The organism is Pedobacter sp. W3I1 (assembly GCF_030816015.1).
GTDB lineage: Bacteria > Bacteroidota > Bacteroidia > Sphingobacteriales > Sphingobacteriaceae > Pedobacter.
The window spans coordinates 702235-719449 of the sequence record NZ_JAUSXN010000001.1; the positions used below are offsets into that span (position 1 = coordinate 702235).

Here is a 17215-nt window from a genome sequence, read left to right on the forward strand (position 1 = left end):
GCTTTTCTAAAAATACAGAGCCATTCTTTTGTTTTTGCCTACAAAAAGGCCTTCGACTCTGCTCAGACAGACAGCTTTATGGATGTCTTTAATTTTCCTTTTATCCATCAAACGGTCTTCGACTCCGCTCAGACTGACAAACCTTTTGATATATTTTATAAGGTAGATGACCGCATGAACCTTGTTTTTTAGTCTTTAAGCTTTGGTCTTTCCGCTATACGCCCAACGCTTACTGCCCTCCGCTTTGGTCTTTAAGCTTTGGTCTTTCCGCTCAGCGCTTACCGCCCTCCGCTCTTTATCTTTCTTCTGCTACTGTTAAATTATTTTCTTTACTTTGCCTACTCTTTAAAAAGGCATGATTAATCAGTTTAGAAAGCTAAATCCAATTAACCTCGTATTCTTGCTGGCATACACGTTCTTTCTGCGCATTGCCATTTTTCATGAAACGCACGAGAAGCTGAATTTTGATTTTTTGGAGCCATTTGCCCGATTGCTGATTAATATAGATTTAGACAATGCCTTTACGCCATATACCAATATTTTTATTGCAGCACTTTTGGTTTATGTACAGGCGCTAATTTTCAACCGGGTTGTCAATAATCATAATTTATTGGCCAAACCCAGTTTCCTTCCTGGCCTGATGTTTATTACCGGAACAAGCTTGTTTATGCCTTTTATGATTTTGAGTCCGGCATTGTTGTGCAACTTTCTGCTGATTTGGATTATAGATAAGTTTTTAAAACTGGGTAAAAGTGCCAACGCCATAACCACTGTTTTCGATATCGGGATGATTATTGGGGTTGGAACATTAATCTATTTTCCGTTTATGGCCATGTTGCTCATGATCTTTTTAGCGTTGTTGCTTTTTAGATCGTTTAACTGGCGCGAATGGGTAGCGGGCTTAATTGGCTTTATTACGGTTTTCTTTTTTCTGGCCGTATTTTATTATTGGAAAGATAATTTAAGCTCGTTTTATCAGATCTGGAAGCCATTAGGCAATAAGTTTCCTTCGGTTTTTAAAATCAACTATAACGACTACCTGGTGCTGATTCCGGTAACGGTAATTATCATACTGGCATCGCTACAGCTCCGCGAAAATTTCTTCAGGAGTTTTATCAGTACGAGGAAAAGTTTTCAGCTGTTGTTTTTCATGTTTATTATTTCTGCAGCTAGTTTTTACCTTAAACCAGATTTCAGGACATGGCATTTCTTACTCTGTGTACCACCTGGATCGGTACTGTTAGCCTACTATTTTAGCAATGCCAAAAAACGTTGGTTTTACGAAACATTGTTCGTTTTATTTGTGCTTTCTATACAGTATTTTCTGTTTGTTTAACCTTTTTTAACAAATAACTAGAACGAAACTTAACAAAGATTAATAGCTTTGTGCATGATTTTAGAATTAAAGCTTTTTTAGTTTTAATCAAGATGGATAAAAAATGGGATCATTGGAATTGCTAAGAACATATTATTTGCAGTGGGAGATTTTAAATGCGTAGCCTAAGCATTGATATTGGAAATTCTGCTGTTAAGGTTGCGGTTTTTGCAAATCAGGAAATTGTTCATCATCAGCGTTTCAATAAAATTGGAATACTTGATCTGGCTCAATTGATTGAGAAGTTTTCGCCTGCGAAATCCATTATCAGCAGTGTTAGCCAGGAAATTGGACCATTAGAAGTATTTTTAAAAAAGCATACCGGGTATATCCGTTTTTCAACCATGTTGACGAATGGCGTACAAAACAGATATAAAACGCCGGTTACTTTAGGACTCGATAGGTGGGCTGCTATTTTGGGTGCAAATGGCTTACATCCAACAAATGCAAGTTTGGTGGTTGATGCAGGTACCTGTATTACTTACGATGTTTTAACGAGCTCGAAGGAATATTTTGGTGGAAGTATAAGCCCGGGCATTAAAATGCGTTTTAAGGCTGTGCACGAATTTACGGGCCGTTTGCCTTTGGTAGAGTGGGATGCAAATGAAGATATTGTAGAAGGTACGGATACACCATCGGCAATCAAAAACGGCGTTTTACAAGGAATAATAAACGAAATTGAAGGCTTTATTGCCCTAAATAATAAAAAAGAAAGTGCTCTGAAGGTAATTATAACGGGGGGTGATGCTAATTTTTTGTATAAACAATTACAAAACAGCATCTTTGCGCCTCAAATTATAAAAGATCCTTACTTAGTATTAAAAGGATTAAATGAAGCTATTGCAGATTAAAATGTACAAAAGAATAAATTATATTGCAGCCATACTCGTTCTAGTTTGTGGTTTAAGTGCGCAGGCACAGGTTACCACTTCATCACCATATTCAAGATATGGACTTGGAAATATAAAAGGATCTTTGTTGCCTCAGCTGAGAGCAATGGGTGGAATTTCTACCGCAGTAGGTAAAGTAACCGGGTTCAATTATATCAATATGCAAAACCCAGCATCTTATGCCGGAATAACTTTAACCACTATTGATGTGGGTATGAGCGCTGGTTTAACCAGTCTTTCGCGAAGCAATTTAAAGGAAACGAGTTTCAATTCTACTTTTAGTCATTTGGCATTCGCGGCTCCGGTTACCAGGAGATCGGCCCTGAGTTTTGGTATTTTACCTTACTCAGATCTAGGTTATTCTTACAGAAACACGACCAAAGTTGATACAACTACTTTAGATCAGCTTTATGAAGGCGAAGGTGGCTTATCAAAAGCTTACCTGGGGTACGGCTATCGTTTTGGGGATCATTTAAGAATTGGTGGTAACTTAGAATATATTTTTGGTAATCTCCAAACTACGCGTGCTACCGAATTTCAATCGGTAGGGGCTTATAACGCTAAACTTCAAAATAAAAACAGCGTTGGTGGTATAAATTATTCTTATGGCATCCAGTACGATTTTAACATCGGTAAAAAAACAATTATGACCCTGGGTTATTCTGGAAGTACATCCGGGAAAATAAATTCAACACAAACTTCTTTTGCTACGTTCTACACAAGAGATCAAAGTGGTAATGAAAACCCTGCAGCCGATACGTTAAATATCGCGAATAACGGAAAATCTAATCTTACCCTACCGTTAACGCATAATCTTGGGATCTCTATCCAGCAAAATGATAAGTGGATGATTGGTGCCGATTTTAGAATGGGTAAATGGTCTGCAACCAGTATCAATAATGTAAACCAGGGCCTGCAAGATAGCTGGGGCGCTTCATTGGGTGGCCAGTGGACGCCAGATGCATTTTCTTACAACAGTTATATGAAACGTGTAGACTATCGCATTGGTTTTAATTACGATAAAACTTATATCAAGATCGGTAATCAGGATATCAAACAAATGGGTGCATCGTTAGGTTTTGGCTTCCCGCTACCTACTGCTAATGGCGGTACTGCATTTTATAAAATCAATTTTACAACAGAAGTTGGACAAAGAGGAACATTAACCAATAATCTGGTTAAAGAGCAGTATATTAATTTCCACTTAGGTTTTACCCTGAACGATACCTGGTTTCGTAAGTATCGTGTAGACTAATGAATTGGAGAGCATTTTTATATGGTCTGTTCCTGGTGTTGCCTTTTTTTCTGGCTTCCTGTGGAGACGACGATCTAAAAAATGCCAATTCAGTGTCACCAAATAAAGTAATCTTAAGCAGAGACCGTACCATTGGTGTGGATATTACTTATAGCGATTCGGCCAGAATTAAGGCTAAAGGTTATGCGCCGATAATGGATAAGGTTACCCCTACCAACGGAAGCGCTTATCAGGAAATGATTAAGGGTGTAAATATCGATTTCTATAATCCGAACGGAACCATTGATGGGAACCTGGTTTGCGATTATGCCATTAGGAAAGACAATGAGCTTAAGACCGAATTCAGGAAAAACGTAGTGGTGAAAAACAGTAAGGGTGATACCTTTTCCTCACAAGAATTAATTTGGGATGAATCGAAGAAGATTTTTTATTCCAATCAGCGGGTATATGTGAAAGGTGTAGATGGTAGTATTGGCGAAGGTATTAACTTTAAAGCCCCACAAGATTTTAGCACTTATGAAATGGATAGTGGAAACGGTGAATTGAATATGAAGGAAGGTGTGGCGCCTTAACCTAATGAGTGAATGATAGAATTTTGAATGAGTGAATGTTAAGTGGACTTACTTTTTTGCTATCATTCAGTCATTCAAGCAATCAATAATTCCCTCATTCTCTCATTCAATCAATCTCTCAATCAATCATTAAAATAGGGCTTCTATTGCCTTAAAAATTAAACACTTAATAAATAAAATTTTGTGTTTTCTTTTTTGAGGCAAATTTGTATCTTGCGCCCTCTTAAAAAAGAACTAAATAAATTTATAATTACAATATGGGATTAATGACATTTTTGCGTAACCGTGCGGGCTACATCCTGGTCTTCGCAATCGGTTTTGCAATTGTTGCATTTTTAGTAGGTGATGCAATTAACGTGGGTAAACCTTTTTGGGCAGCAGATCAAAAAGTTGTAGGATCAATTGATGGTAAGGATATCAGTATTGATGAATTCGGACCAAAGGTTGATCAGGGTGTAAACCAGATGAAACAACAATATGGCGGTAGTGCAAATGCACAGATGACCGCTATGGCTGTAGATCAGGCATGGAATGCAGAGTTGGCAAAAGTTTTGTTAACTAAAGAATATGATCGTTTAGGTTTAACCGTTTCTGAAGATGAATTGTTAGATTTATTACAAGGTCAAAACCCTAGCCCCCTGATTAAACAATATTTCTCTAACCCACAAACAGGACAGTTAGACCGTGCTACCTTGATGAACTTTCTAAAATCGAAAGAACCTCAGGCTTTGCAGCAATCTACTATGTTACAGGAAGAAATTAAAAACCAGGCCTTGCAGACCAAATATTCTAACTTAATCCGTAATTCGGTTTATGTAACTTCTTTAGAAGCTACAGATGAGTATACCAACCGCAATAAACTGGCTAATTTTAAATACGTAAGTTTAGATTATACTTCTATTCCTGATGCTGCTGTTAAATTAACAGACAACGACTACTCAGAATATTATGAGCAGAACAAAGCACGTTTCAACAATCCACAAGAAACACGTGCTTTCGAATACGTTACTTTCAGTATCAGCCCAACCAAAGCAGATTCATTGGCAATCAAAGCTCAGGTAGATAAAATTGCTGCTGATTTCCAGGTAGCTAAAAACGATTCACTTTTCGCAGCAATTAATTCAGACGTAAAAGTTCCCTTTACTTATATCACAAAAGGTAAACTTGATCCAGCGGTTGATTCGGCAGTGTTTGCTTTACCGGCAGGCAGTTTTTATGGTCCTAAATTAACAGGTAACTCCTACAAAATTATAAAGGTAGTTTCTACCCGGATTTCTCCTGATTCAGTAAAAGCAAGTCACATCTTAATCGATCCGGCTAAAGTGGGTGGCGAAGATAAAGCACTTAAGTTGGCTGATTCATTAAAAGCATTAATTTTAAAGGGCGCTAACTTTGCAGAACTGGCTAAAAACTACAGCGTAGATGGTTCGAAAGATAAAGGCGGTGAAATGCCGGCTTTTGCCCGTGGTGCGATGGTACCTGAGTTTGAGAATGCAGCCTTTGATGGTAAAACAGGAGATCTTAAAGTAGTAAAATCTCAGTTTGGATACCATGTGCTTAAAATTGAAAAACAGATCGGTTCATCTAAAGTAGCTAAATTAGCTTACGTAGAAAAAGCATTAAATGCGAGTAGCAAAACCCAGGCAGCTGCTTACAAAGCCGCAAGTAATTTCTTAACCGAAGTAAAAGGTAACGATTTTAGCAAATTTGCAGCACAAAAAGGATTAAAAGTTGCTGTTGCTGATAAGGTTGCCGCTACACAAGGATTTGCAGCTGGATTAGATAATCCACGTAAATTAATCCAGGACGCTTACGCAACAGATAAAGGTGATGTATTACCTGAAATTTATACAATGAGCAATGCTTATGTTGTGGCCCGTTTAACTACCATCAGTCCGAAAGGTGTTTTATCATTAGCCGATGTGAAGAAAGAAATCGAGCCAATGGTAATCAACGCGGTTAAAGCAAAACAGCTGAAAGAAAAATTAGCTAAGGCAGGTAAAGGAAGTTTGGAGCAGGTTGCTGCTAAAGTTGCACGTCCGGTTAATCCTGTACAGAATGTCGTATTTGCCAATCCGGTAATCCCGGGTGTAGCACAGGAAAATGCTTTAGTAGGAAGCGTTTTCGGTTCACAGCCAGGTAAAGTGTCTGCTCCTGTTCAGGGCGAACGTGGTGTTTATGTGTTTTCAGTTGATGGATTTACTAATCCTGCGCCAATTGCCAACATGTTCAAACAGAAAGAAAGCATGATGTTAAGTTTAGGACAGCGTTCGTTAGGATCGGCTTTCCAGGCTTTACAAGAAAATGCAAAGATAAAAGACAATCGCGTGAAATTCTATTAAATAGAAATTCCGTAATTTTGTAACCGTTCCGATGATTAGTCGGAACGGTTTTTTTTATTTAAGGCCATGGAAATTCAGGAAAACATTATTAATAAAGTAGCGAACAGCGGTTTAATAACCTTAAATCTGGAAGATTTTTATCATAAAGGCGAAAGGGTAGTTTATGATATTGTAGATAATCTGTTTCATGGTTTAATGTTAAGGGAAAAGGATTTTAGGGAGTTTATCAAAAATCACGATTGGACACAATACCAGGATAAGAATGTAGCCATTATCTGTTCGGCCGATGCCATTGTGCCTACCTGGGCATATATGCTGCTGGCCAACAGGCTAAAGCCATATGCTAATGAAGTGGTATTTGGCGACTTAAACACATTGGAGGCTGTTTTATTTACCAAGGCATTGGCTAAAATTAATCCGCAGGATTATGCCAACGAGCGTGTGGTGGTAAAAGGATGTGGAGATATCGAAGTTCCGGTTTCAGCCTATGTTGAGGTAACCAACCTGCTAACCCCGGTAGTGAAAAGCATTATGTTTGGCGAGCCCTGCTCTACAGTTCCTGTATATAAAAGAAAAGATTAAATTTTGGATTGCTTTTTGTATATCTTCATGGGAGAAAGAATTTGACCAGGTTAATAATGGTTCTTTCAAGATTCGGCTGTCGTCATCCTGAATTTATTTCAGGATCTATGCTGTTAATCAACACACACAAATGCGTACAAAAGCAATGAAGAAATTATTTTTAACGGTCGCGGCTGGCTTATGCAGTCTTTTCACAATGGCTCAGGAACTTCCTTTGAAGAAAGAATCTGTATTTCAGGAAGGTGAGGTGTTACAATATAAATTAAGATACGGGTTTATCACCGCGGCAGAGGCTACAATTAAGGTCACTAATTCTGATTTAAAGTTTGATAACAGGCCTACCTATAAACTTACCGTTGATGCGCAGACCTCTGGAACCTTTGATGTTTTTTACAAGATAAGAGATCATTACGATTCTTATATCGATAAAACCAGCCTCTTGCCGTACTTCTACCAGGAGAATATAAGAGAGGCCAGTTACAGGCGCCAGGATAAAGCGCGTTTTACGCAAAGTGCTAAAAAAGTAGTTTCGAACAGGGGAACTTTTACCACACCAACCGATCAGACTTTTGATCTGGTTTCGGCCTATTACTTTGCCCGAAGCCTTGACATTGGTAAAATCAAAGTTGGCGATAAGTTTAAACTGAACTATTTTTTAGGAGATGAAATTTCTGCTTTAGAGGTTGAATATGTGGGTAAAGAAACCATTAAAAGTAAATTAGGGAATATCCGTTGTTTAAAATTTAGCCCATCGATAAAACCGGGAAGGATCTTTAAAAAAGATAGCCGGTTATACCTTTGGGTAACTGACGATGGAAACCGCGTACCGATAAAGGCTCAGGTAGAGATATTAGTTGGCGCGGTAACCATGGAATTAAAATCGGCCAATGGGCTGAAATATGCTTTAGCAAAAGAATAATGATGATAGAAGTTGAACAGGTGCTGGTGCACGAAGATGTATTGAAAGAGAACTTTGTTTGTAATTTAAGCAAATGTAAAGGGATCTGTTGTGTAGAAGGTGATTCGGGTGCACCATTGGATAATGAAGAAAAAGCTATTTTAGAAGAGATCTATCCAAAAATTAAACACCTGTTAAATGAAAAAGGCATTAAAGCCATTGAAGAGCAAGGGGTTTATGTAGTGGATGAAGATGGCGATTTAACCACCCCCTGTGTAGATAAAAATAAAGAATGCGCTTATGTGCTTTTCGAAGGTGGTATTACCAAATGTGCCATTGAAAAAGCTTATGAGCAGGGTATTGTAGACTGGCAGAAACCGATCTCCTGTCACCTCTATCCCATCCGGATAACTAAATATCCGGAATTCGAAGTGTTAAATTATGACCGCTGGCACATCTGCCACGATGCCTGTACTTTTGGTCGTGAGCTTAAGGTGCCGGTATACAGTTTTTTAAAGGGACCGCTTATCCGCAAATACGGAGAAGACTGGTATAAAGAACTGGAAAGTTCGGTGGCGGCAATGTAGGTTTTCTTCTGTATTGGTAAGTTTGAGTGATGGTAAAAGTTGATTATATGCTAATTACGTTTTATCATACTTAGGCTAAGTATCAATTTGAGCATATACTTCATTGGATTTTTACTTATAGCCTTCTTTTGAAACTTTATGCTCCTATTAAACTTAAGTAATAAGGATCTCTTGAAACTAATTTTCAATTTATAAGTTTATAGTTTAACTTTGTATTTCTAACTGAATATTTTATGAGCAATATCTCTGATCCGAAACTGGTGAAAAAAGGTGACAGGATGGACAATGAGCATAATAACCTTGATGAATCTTACACTCCTGTTTCAAAACACAAATTTGAAGGGTGGCCCATCTTGTGGATCTTAATTGCGATATTTTTGATTTCTGCAATTTTATGGTATACAGGAGCTGCGCCCTACTTAATTAAGTGGATCGCCAACAAATAAAGAAGTATTCCAAAAATACTGAGGCTAAATTTTAGCCATATGGATCATTGCCTTTCTCTGAAAAGGTCAAATGCATTAAAGGGAGACGTTAATTTTGATGAAGTAGAAAAAACTGGTTAAAATTTTTCGTCATCGCTGGGAATCTGCTCAGCGGAGAAATAGCAGTACAACATTGTTCCAAAAGAAATAATATAGAATGCCGCGGTAATTAAAAGGAATGTGCTCATATCAAATAGTTATTTGGTTAGTGTAATTATAACGTTAAGTTATCTTAAATTATATAAGGCAGTATATTTATTTTCTATTAATTATTAACATAGTTTATTTTAATGTTGAAAACTAAATAAATAGTTTGTGGTTTGTAATTACACTCCTCGTTTTATAATTAGCAATGCAATTAAAAACAGCAATATCTACTGTTCAAATAAGATAATCGACTAAAACTTAGAAAAATAAATAAAACGCCAAGCAATATCGTTCTGAATTCGCCTTTTAAGATTCGATATTTAGCCACTCAGATGTTAAGAATGTCAAAATTAAGTTGTTTTTTGCCTGAATCTAACTTACTTTAGCGGAATTGAAAATCATTTAATAACTGTGAAAAAAATCTTAATCACTGGTGGTGCGGGCTTTATTGGCTCTCATGTAGTCCGCCGTTTTGTAAATAATTATCCCGGGTACGAGATCGTCAATTTAGATAAACTTACCTATGCTGGTAATCTGGCTAACTTAACCGATATTGAAAATAAGCCAAATTACAGATTTGTAAAGGAAGACATCACAGATGCTACTGCAATGTTTGATCTGTTTAAGGCAGAAAATTTTGATGCAGTGATTCATTTGGCAGCAGAAAGTCATGTAGATCGTTCTATTTCTGACCCAACCGCTTTTGTGATTACCAATGTTATCGGCACGGTGAATTTATTAAATGCTGCCCGCGAATACTGGAAAGGTGATTATCATAAAAAACGTTTCTACCATGTAAGTACCGATGAGGTATATGGTGCTTTGGGTGAAACAGGGATGTTTACCGAAACTACAGCCTACGATCCACATAGCCCCTATTCGGCATCAAAAGCGAGTTCTGATCATTTTGTGAGGGCCTATCATGATACCTATGGTATGGACTGTGTAATTTCGAATTGCTCTAATAATTATGGTTCTCATCATTTCCCTGAGAAACTGATTCCACTGGCGATAAATAATATTAAAAATAACAAACTGGTACCAGTGTATGGTAAAGGTGAAAATGTACGCGATTGGTTATGGGTTGAAGACCATGCCAGGGCAATTGACGTGATTTTCCATAACTCGAAAACAGGTGATACCTATAATATCGGTGGCCATAACGAATTGAAAAATATTGACCTGATTAATTTGCTTTGCACCATTATGGATCAGAAACTGGGCCGCGAAGCCGGGGAATCGGCCAAACTGATTACCTATGTAACCGACCGTGCAGGGCATGATTTACGTTATGCCATAGATTCAAGTAAACTGCAAAATCAATTGGACTGGGTACCAAGCTTACAATTTGAAGAAGGCTTGGCCAAAACAGTAGATTGGTATTTACAAAACGAAGACTGGTTAAACAATGTAACCTCTGGTAATTATCAATCTTATTACGAACAGCAGTACAACAATAAATAATGGAAATCGAGCAAACAGGATTAAAAGACTGTCTGATTATTAAACCAAGGATATTTGAAGATCCAAGAGGCTATTTTTTCGAAAGCTTCAACAGAAATACTTTCGAAGAGAAAACAGGTATGCCGGGCAATTTTGTTCAAGATAACCAGTCGTTTTCTTCCTATGGTGTAATTAGGGGGCTACATGCTCAAGCCGGAGAATTTGCGCAGGCTAAATTAGTAAGTGTGATTAGAGGCGAAGTTTTGGATGTTGCAATAGACGCCCGCCCCGGTTCGCAAACTTATGGAAAACATTTTTCTATTAAACTCAATGCTAAGAACAAATTACAAGTATATATTCCGAGAGGATTTGTACATGGTTTTTCGGTATTGAGTGAAACCGCAGAATTTTTATATAAATGCGATAATTTTTTTAACAAGGCCTCAGAAATCGGCGTAATTTATAACGATTCGGATTTAAATATTGATTGGTTAATTCCTGAAGAGCATCAGGCTGTTTCTGATAAAGACCTGCTTTTAAAACCCTTTTCAGCGTTACACCATATATGAGTAAAATATTAGTAATTGGCGCTGGCGGGCAATTGGGCCAATGTTTAAAAACAGTAGCTGAACGCAGGGGGATTAACGATATTGTTTTCCCTGCAGAACAGGATGCCAATATTCTGAATGGAAGTGGTTTGAATGAGCTTTTGGCTAAGGAGCAGCCTGCTTTTGTAATTAACTGCGCGGCGTATACCGCTGTTGATAAAGCCGAAGATGAGGTTGAGCTGTCCAAAGCCATTAACGAAACAGGGGCAGCCTATCTGGCTTCGGCTTGTTTGACAAATAGGGCTACACTTATACATGTGTCTACCGATTTTGTTTTCGAAGGAAATGAAGTGAAATTGCTAAAGGAGGATGACGCTGCTAAACCCATTAATGTTTATGGTGTAACCAAATTAGATGGAGAAAAAGCAGTGCTATCAATATTACCTGCCCATTTCATTATCCGCACCAGCTGGTTATATTCTGAATATGCCAACAACTTTGTAAAAACCATGCTGAAACTGGGTGCTGAACGGGATGAGCTGAATATTATTGCCGATCAGGTGGGTACACCAACTTATGCGATCGATCTGGCAAATGCTATTTTTGATATCGTTGCTTCTTCATCAACAGCTTATGGCGTTTACCATTATAGTAACGAAGGTGTAACCTCTTGGTTCGATTTTGCAAAGGCTATTTTTGAGATTAGCGAAACTGCGGTTAAAGTTAATCCGATACCGGGTTCTGCCTATCCAACTAAAGCTACACGACCGGCATTTTCGGTAATGGATAAAACCAAGATCAAAGAAATTTTTAGTATCGAAATTCCTTACTGGAGAGATAGTTTGGTGGAGTGTATAAAACAAATTAAAATACAATAAATAGGCATCATTATTTCATTTAGGTCTGTAATGACCAATGAACCAATGACCAATGAACTAATGACTAAAATATGAAAGGTATAATCTTAGCTGGTGGCAGCGGAACCCGTTTGCATCCTTTAACTTTGGCTTGTAGTAAACAGATGATGCCGGTTTACGATAAACCGATGATCTATTACCCTTTATCTACCCTGATGTTGGCTGGGATTAAGGAAATCCTGATTATCTCTACCCCACACGATCTACCAAATTTTGAGAAATTATTGGGTGATGGAACTACGTTGGGCTGTAAATTTAGTTATGCTGTGCAGGCAGAGCCTAATGGTTTAGCACAGGCTTTTGTGATCGGTGAGGAGTTTATTGGGGAAGATAAAGTTGCGCTAGTTCTGGGCGATAATATCTTCCATGGTGATGGAATGGTTAAATTATTACAAGCGAGTGCTGATCCTGATGGGGGGGTGGTATTTGCTTATCAAGTTTCAGATCCTGAACGTTATGGTGTGGTGGAATTTGATGCCAATAAGAAGGCTATTTCTATTGAAGAAAAACCTGTTCAGCCGAAATCTGATTATGCGGTGCCTGGCCTGTACTTTTATGATAATGAAGTGGTAGAGATCGCGAAAAATATTAAACCTTCTCCAAGAGGTGAATATGAAATTACGGATGTAAACCGCATTTACTTAGAGCGTGGTAAATTAAAAGTAGGTGTTTTAAGCCGTGGTACGGCCTGGCTAGATACCGGAACTTTTACCTCTTTAATGCAGGCAGGGCAATTTGTACAGATTATTGAAGAAAGGCAGGGCTTAAAGATAGGTTGTATTGAAGAAATTGCTTACCGCATGGGTTTTATCGATGCAGAACAGCTTAAGGCTATCGCTACGCCATTGGTTAAAAGTGGCTATGGTAGTTATCTGTTGAAGCAGATTAAATGATAAGTTCTAAGGCAGATTAATACACTCATCATAATAATACACCAATCGATGCCATGGTATTGATTGGTGATTTTCTTTTATTTGGGAATTTTGTCATCCTGAGCGCAGCGAAGGATCTCTAAAATGCATACGCAATTTTTGCCATATAAGAGCTATCAGCTCATTTAAGTATTGTTCTGCTCCCGACGATGTGTGCTTAGTGCTTTTTCTCTGTGGACTTTGTGGTTAAAAGAATTAAGCATTCTACATTTATCTTCAGAAGGATGATTTAAAGAGATAAAGGATCTTGAAGTAGCGTCATTTCGACCGCAGTGGAGAGATCTTTTAATATAGTCCAAAGATCTCTCCTCCGAAGGAGTTCCTTTGGAACATTACGCGTTGCTCTGGTCGAGACGACCGTTCATTGCTATCCCAGCGAAAGATCTTTACAGAAGTATCTGAAATTTTTACCACATAAGGGGTATAAGTTCATTTAAGCACTACGGTCCATCCAACTCTGTGTACTTCGCGCTTTCTCTTTGTGTCCTTTGTGGTTAAAAGAATTAAGCATTCCTGATTTATCTTATATTTGCCCAATTATCGAAAGAAAAAATGAATACAGAAAAGCAGATTGCCATTATCGGTTTAGGTTATGTTGGACTACCACTGGCTATCGAATTTGCTAAGCAATATAAAGTAATTGGTTTTGATACGAATGAGGAGCGGGTAGCGGAATTAAACCAGTTAAAGGATCGAACAAATGAAGCCAATCTGGCCGATTTGCAAGCTGTACTTTCTGGATCTGAAACATGCTTAACCCTGAGTGCTAATCTGGCCGATCTGGCTGCTTGCAGCATCTACATTGTAACCGTCCCTACACCTATCGACCAGCTCAAACGGCCAGATCTTCAGCCTTTGCTTGCGGCCAGTAAAATGTTGGGTATTGTGCTTAAAGTTGGTGATATCGTGATTTATGAATCAACTGTTTACCCTGGCTGTACCGAAGAAGATTGCGTGCCTGTTTTAGAAAAAATTTCAGGATTAAAATATAACATCGATTTTTTCTGTGGCTATTCCCCAGAACGGATCAACCCAGGCGATAAAATTAATACCCTTACCAAAATCAAAAAGGTAACCTCAGGTTCTAACCCTTCAATAGCCTTGGAGATAGACCGACTTTACGCCTCTATCATCACGGCTGGAACACATCTTGCACCCAGCATAAAAGTAGCAGAAGCCTCAAAAGCAATAGAAAATGCGCAACGGGATGTGAATATTTCTTTTGTAAACGAACTGGCTCTAATCTTTGATCGGATGGGCATTGATACCGCAGATGTGTTGGCTGCAGCTGCAACCAAATGGAATTTCCTCAATTACAAACCCGGTTTGGTTGGTGGCCATTGTATCGGAGTAGATCCTTATTATTTAGCGCATAAATCGGAAGCGCTGGGTTATAAACCTGAAGTGATTTTATCAGGCAGGCGGGTGAATGATAACATGGGGATGTTTGTAGCCAATAAGGTGATTAAGATGCTAGTGGCCAAAGATAAAGTGATCAATGGCGCTAAAGCCCTAATCTTAGGTTTCGCTTTCAAAGAAAATTGTCCTGATACGCGTAATACCCGGGTAATTGACATTTATAAAGAACTAAAAGCTTTTAGCATGGATGTTGATGTATATGATCCATGGGCTAATACCGATGAAGTGAAAGCTGAGTATGGCATCGAAATGATTGATGATGATCATTTTAAACATTATGATGCTGTTATCCTCGCTGTGGCGCACCAGCAGTTTTTAGACATTGATTATCGCAGTATTAAAGAAAAAGGGACACTCATTTTTGATACCAAATCTTTTATCGATAGAAATTTGGTGGATGCCAGGTTATAGGCACTTCACCTCAAAACAGCTAGTTTTGGCTGTCTCGCTTTATCTTTTCTTGCTACCATATTACCAACTGAGTTAGATCTTTTATAGGATTGTTCGCAGGTGTTTAGCACTTATTTCTGTTTGCTTGCTGTTTGATGTGGGCTGCTATATTTGGAACGATGAGGGCACTTACCTCCTAATCTACGAGGGGAAGGTGGTTATGAAGAGTGTCATTAACAACGTGCGTCATTCTCGCGCAGGCGGGAATCTTAATGGTAATAATTCGTCATCCGATAGCTATTCGATGCGAGGACGGGATTGAGCGAGCCAGCCTGTACCGATTTGTCGGTAAAGTAATCTGATAAACGGAGCCAACCTGTGGTCTTGGTTTTTACCGCCTTACCCGGACTGCTCCGACATCGCCATAGACCAAAATAACCCTAAGCTATGTTTTTCTTTACCTTTTATTTAGCCATTATTAACCTGCTAATGGAAAGTAATGTAAACTTCATGAATAGCCCGCCTGCAACGAAGCCTCAGTCCTACCGAAGGGACTTCGTTGCAGCAGGCAGTTTAGTACACAGTAGGGTGCAGCCAAGCCTGGCCGGAAGGTGGCCTAAACGTGGCGTATTGAATATTTTTTCGGATTTTTAATCAGATTGGCTAAATTGGGTGATCATCCCTTTTGTTTAACCTAATATACTAAAATTATAGCTCTCCAGAACGGAATTATTAAAATTTACAGGGAGCTCGGCGATCTTATTTTTACAAACGCGAACTAAGGATGTGGTAAAGACCAAAAGTTACTCATAAATAGCAAACCGAAGCCAGTAGCAAACCTGAGATTTTGGAATTGTAAAAGGCATTACCACCACCGTGCGCGATTTTACTCCCATGAGTTTTGCCGAATTGGATTGATATAGAATTTTAGGGAAAGGATGATAACGAGAAGGGTTTAATATCAGTTTAGATGTGGAGGTGCTTAACCGTTTAGTCTTAGACACTGAAAAACTTTTTTTGGGCAGCACAATAGTTAAGGTAGATCTAAATATTTCAGGCCTACAGAAGTCGATGTGTTACTGGGGAGATCCAGCGAAATCAAAGACTCAATTCGGATGGAACCTAAATATAATTTAGCAGCTTTGGTAAAAGATATGGTCATTTCCTGATCTTTATTTAATGAAAAAGGATGAATATTTAAAAGAGGAGTGTTTTAGAGCCGTAACTATTTTGAATAATTTCTTAAGTATTGTTAATAGTATGCAGGTTATATTTTTGTTAATTCTCTAGCGTGAATTAAGCTGTAGATTCTTTTTAAAGCATCATTTTCGACTATTTGTCTGATTTAATCTACTTTTTATTGGAAAATAGCATGAATTTTCTTAAATTTAACACATTAATTAGAATACTTTTGTTGTTCTATAAATAATACTTTCCAATTCGCATATTATTGCAGTAATTATTTCGTTTGGTAAATGAGTGATTATGATAAGGCGGGTTAATTTGATATTCCATTGCTATAAATATGTTAAGTTTTTTTTCGAAAAAGAATAAAGTAACTGATATCTCCTGGCTAGGCGTTGATATTCATTCACATATCCTTCCCGGTATCGATGATGGTTCTCCAGATCTGGCTACTTCTTTGCGTTTTGTTAAATCATTACAGGAACTGGGGTTTGATCAATTGATTGCTACACCACATATCTATAAAGAATTGTACCCAAATACAAAGGAAACAATCGTTAGTGCAAAAGATTTACTACAACAAGAAATGGATAAAGCTAATGTTTCTTTGAAATTAAGTGCTGGTGCAGAGTATATGGTTGATCAGGATTTTAAAATGGATGGCCCATTATGTACTTTAGATCAGAAACATTTATTGATCGAGATGTCGTATTTGTCTGAAAGTCCAGGGATTAGTCAGACCATTTTCGACATAGAAATAAAGGGATATCAGCCTATACTCGCTCATCCAGAACGCTATACTTTTTATTTTAGAGACAAAAGCCGCTTAAAAAGATTTAAAGAAAAAGGATGTCTTTTTCAATTAAACCTGTTGTCCATATTGGGTTATTATGGGAAAGATGTTAAACAATTAGCTGAAGCTTTATTGAAGGATAAGATGTATGATCTTGCTGGTACAGACATGCATCATGATAAGCATTTGAGTGTTCTTACTGACGGTATTCAGTCGGGGCGACTATATGACTTATTGGGGCGATATGGTTTTAAAAATCAGGAGATTTTTGGTTCAATTTTAGTTTGAATTATATAACAACCTGTAAGATAAGATCAAATGGGTGTTTAGTTCGAGATAAATAAGTAATTAAAGATTATTTTGAATCTGATGGTTGAGATTTTTAGATATTACAATTAAATGATTAAGTTTGCAACCTGTTTAAAATTGTTGTTTTATTTTAAACAGAAATATAC

The 17215-nt window shown here is 37.9% G+C and carries 15 protein-coding genes; all 15 read left to right on the plus strand.

Going from position 1 to position 17215, the window contains the following annotated elements; all coding sequences use genetic code 11:
* Positions 1 to 355: 355 nt before the first annotated feature.
* The 15 genes from QF042_RS03040 to QF042_RS03110 all read left to right on the plus strand — a co-directional run bounded on the left by QF042_RS03040 (position 356) and on the right by QF042_RS03110 (position 17048).
* On the plus strand, positions 356 to 1336 hold the full coding sequence (locus QF042_RS03040; protein WP_307525238.1) for a DUF6427 family protein: 981 nt from the start codon (positions 356 to 358) through the stop codon (positions 1334 to 1336).
* A 155-nt stretch (positions 1337 to 1491) separates the two neighbouring features.
* Complete coding sequence (locus QF042_RS03045; RefSeq protein WP_307525240.1) at positions 1492 to 2226, plus strand: type III pantothenate kinase; 735 nt, start codon at positions 1492 to 1494, stop codon at positions 2224 to 2226.
* 1 nt (position 2227) lies between these two features.
* Positions 2228 to 3520, plus strand: a complete 1293-nt coding sequence (locus QF042_RS03050; protein ID WP_307525242.1) for an OmpP1/FadL family transporter — start codon at positions 2228 to 2230, stop codon at positions 3518 to 3520.
* Positions 3520 to 4092, plus strand: a complete 573-nt coding sequence (locus QF042_RS03055; RefSeq protein ID WP_307525244.1) for a hypothetical protein — start codon at positions 3520 to 3522, stop codon at positions 4090 to 4092. The genes QF042_RS03050 and QF042_RS03055 overlap by 1 nt, the downstream gene beginning before the upstream one ends.
* Before the next feature lie 257 nt (positions 4093 to 4349).
* A complete protein-coding gene (locus tag QF042_RS03060) occupies positions 4350 to 6434 on the plus strand; it encodes a SurA N-terminal domain-containing protein (RefSeq protein WP_307525246.1) in 2085 nt (694 codons plus the stop codon).
* Positions 6435 to 6500: 66 nt separating this feature from the next.
* Positions 6501 to 7016, plus strand: a complete 516-nt coding sequence (locus QF042_RS03065; RefSeq protein WP_307525249.1) for a DUF2480 family protein — start codon at positions 6501 to 6503, stop codon at positions 7014 to 7016.
* A gap of 145 nt (positions 7017 to 7161) precedes the next feature.
* Positions 7162 to 7935, plus strand: a complete 774-nt coding sequence (locus QF042_RS03070; protein ID WP_307525251.1) for a DUF3108 domain-containing protein — start codon at positions 7162 to 7164, stop codon at positions 7933 to 7935.
* Between the two features lie 2 nt (positions 7936 to 7937).
* Positions 7938 to 8501, plus strand: a complete 564-nt coding sequence (locus QF042_RS03075) for a DUF3109 family protein (RefSeq protein WP_307533242.1) — start codon at positions 7938 to 7940, stop codon at positions 8499 to 8501.
* A gap of 233 nt (positions 8502 to 8734) precedes the next feature.
* Positions 8735 to 8947: a hypothetical protein gene (locus QF042_RS03080; RefSeq protein ID WP_307525253.1), complete on the plus strand. Its 213-nt coding sequence runs from the start codon at positions 8735 to 8737 to the stop codon at positions 8945 to 8947.
* Between the two features lie 597 nt (positions 8948 to 9544).
* A complete protein-coding gene (gene rfbB / locus QF042_RS03085) occupies positions 9545 to 10597 on the plus strand; it encodes a dTDP-glucose 4,6-dehydratase (protein WP_307525255.1) in 1053 nt (350 codons plus the stop codon).
* The gene (gene rfbC, locus QF042_RS03090; protein ID WP_307525257.1) at positions 10597 to 11145 is read left to right on the plus strand and encodes a dTDP-4-dehydrorhamnose 3,5-epimerase; all 549 of its coding nucleotides are present in this window, start codon (positions 10597 to 10599) and stop codon (positions 11143 to 11145) included. Before rfbB ends, rfbC begins: the two co-directional genes overlap by 1 nt.
* Complete coding sequence (rfbD, locus tag QF042_RS03095; RefSeq protein ID WP_307525259.1) at positions 11142 to 12002, plus strand: dTDP-4-dehydrorhamnose reductase; 861 nt, start codon at positions 11142 to 11144, stop codon at positions 12000 to 12002. Before rfbC ends, rfbD begins: the two co-directional genes overlap by 4 nt.
* 71 nt (positions 12003 to 12073) lie before the next feature.
* Complete coding sequence (gene rfbA / locus QF042_RS03100) at positions 12074 to 12934, plus strand: glucose-1-phosphate thymidylyltransferase RfbA (protein WP_307525260.1); 861 nt, start codon at positions 12074 to 12076, stop codon at positions 12932 to 12934.
* A 591-nt stretch (positions 12935 to 13525) separates the two neighbouring features.
* Complete coding sequence (locus QF042_RS03105) at positions 13526 to 14803, plus strand: nucleotide sugar dehydrogenase (RefSeq protein ID WP_307525261.1); 1278 nt, start codon at positions 13526 to 13528, stop codon at positions 14801 to 14803.
* Positions 14804 to 16307: 1504 nt separating this feature from the next.
* On the plus strand, positions 16308 to 17048 hold the full coding sequence (locus QF042_RS03110) for a tyrosine-protein phosphatase (protein ID WP_307525264.1): 741 nt from the start codon (positions 16308 to 16310) through the stop codon (positions 17046 to 17048).
* The last annotated feature ends 167 nt before the right edge of the window (positions 17049 to 17215 follow it).

Excerpts from the sequence above, each read along its gene's own strand:
- QF042_RS03050 (WP_307525242.1), top strand. The coding sequence starts at position 2,228 with ATGTACAAAAGAATAAATTATATTGCAGCCATACTCGTTCTAGTTTGT.
- QF042_RS03080 (WP_307525253.1), top strand. The coding sequence starts at position 8,735 with ATGAGCAATATCTCTGATCCGAAACTGGTGAAAAAAGGTGACAGGATG.
- rfbC (WP_307525257.1), top strand. The coding sequence starts at position 10,597 with ATGGAAATCGAGCAAACAGGATTAAAAGACTGTCTGATTATTAAACCA.
- QF042_RS03070 (WP_307525251.1), top strand. The coding sequence starts at position 7,162 with ATGAAGAAATTATTTTTAACGGTCGCGGCTGGCTTATGCAGTCTTTTC.
- QF042_RS03110 (WP_307525264.1), top strand. The coding sequence starts at position 16,308 with ATGTTAAGTTTTTTTTCGAAAAAGAATAAAGTAACTGATATCTCCTGG.
- QF042_RS03040 (WP_307525238.1), top strand. The coding sequence starts at position 356 with ATGATTAATCAGTTTAGAAAGCTAAATCCAATTAACCTCGTATTCTTG.
- rfbD (WP_307525259.1), top strand. The coding sequence starts at position 11,142 with ATGAGTAAAATATTAGTAATTGGCGCTGGCGGGCAATTGGGCCAATGT.
- QF042_RS03105 (WP_307525261.1), top strand. The coding sequence starts at position 13,526 with ATGAATACAGAAAAGCAGATTGCCATTATCGGTTTAGGTTATGTTGGA.
- QF042_RS03045 (WP_307525240.1), top strand. The coding sequence starts at position 1,492 with ATGCGTAGCCTAAGCATTGATATTGGAAATTCTGCTGTTAAGGTTGCG.
- QF042_RS03065 (WP_307525249.1), top strand. The coding sequence starts at position 6,501 with ATGGAAATTCAGGAAAACATTATTAATAAAGTAGCGAACAGCGGTTTA.
- QF042_RS03060 (WP_307525246.1), top strand. The coding sequence starts at position 4,350 with ATGGGATTAATGACATTTTTGCGTAACCGTGCGGGCTACATCCTGGTC.
- QF042_RS03075 (WP_307533242.1), top strand. The coding sequence starts at position 7,938 with ATGATAGAAGTTGAACAGGTGCTGGTGCACGAAGATGTATTGAAAGAG.
- QF042_RS03055 (WP_307525244.1), top strand. The coding sequence starts at position 3,520 with ATGAATTGGAGAGCATTTTTATATGGTCTGTTCCTGGTGTTGCCTTTT.
- rfbA (WP_307525260.1), top strand. The coding sequence starts at position 12,074 with ATGAAAGGTATAATCTTAGCTGGTGGCAGCGGAACCCGTTTGCATCCT.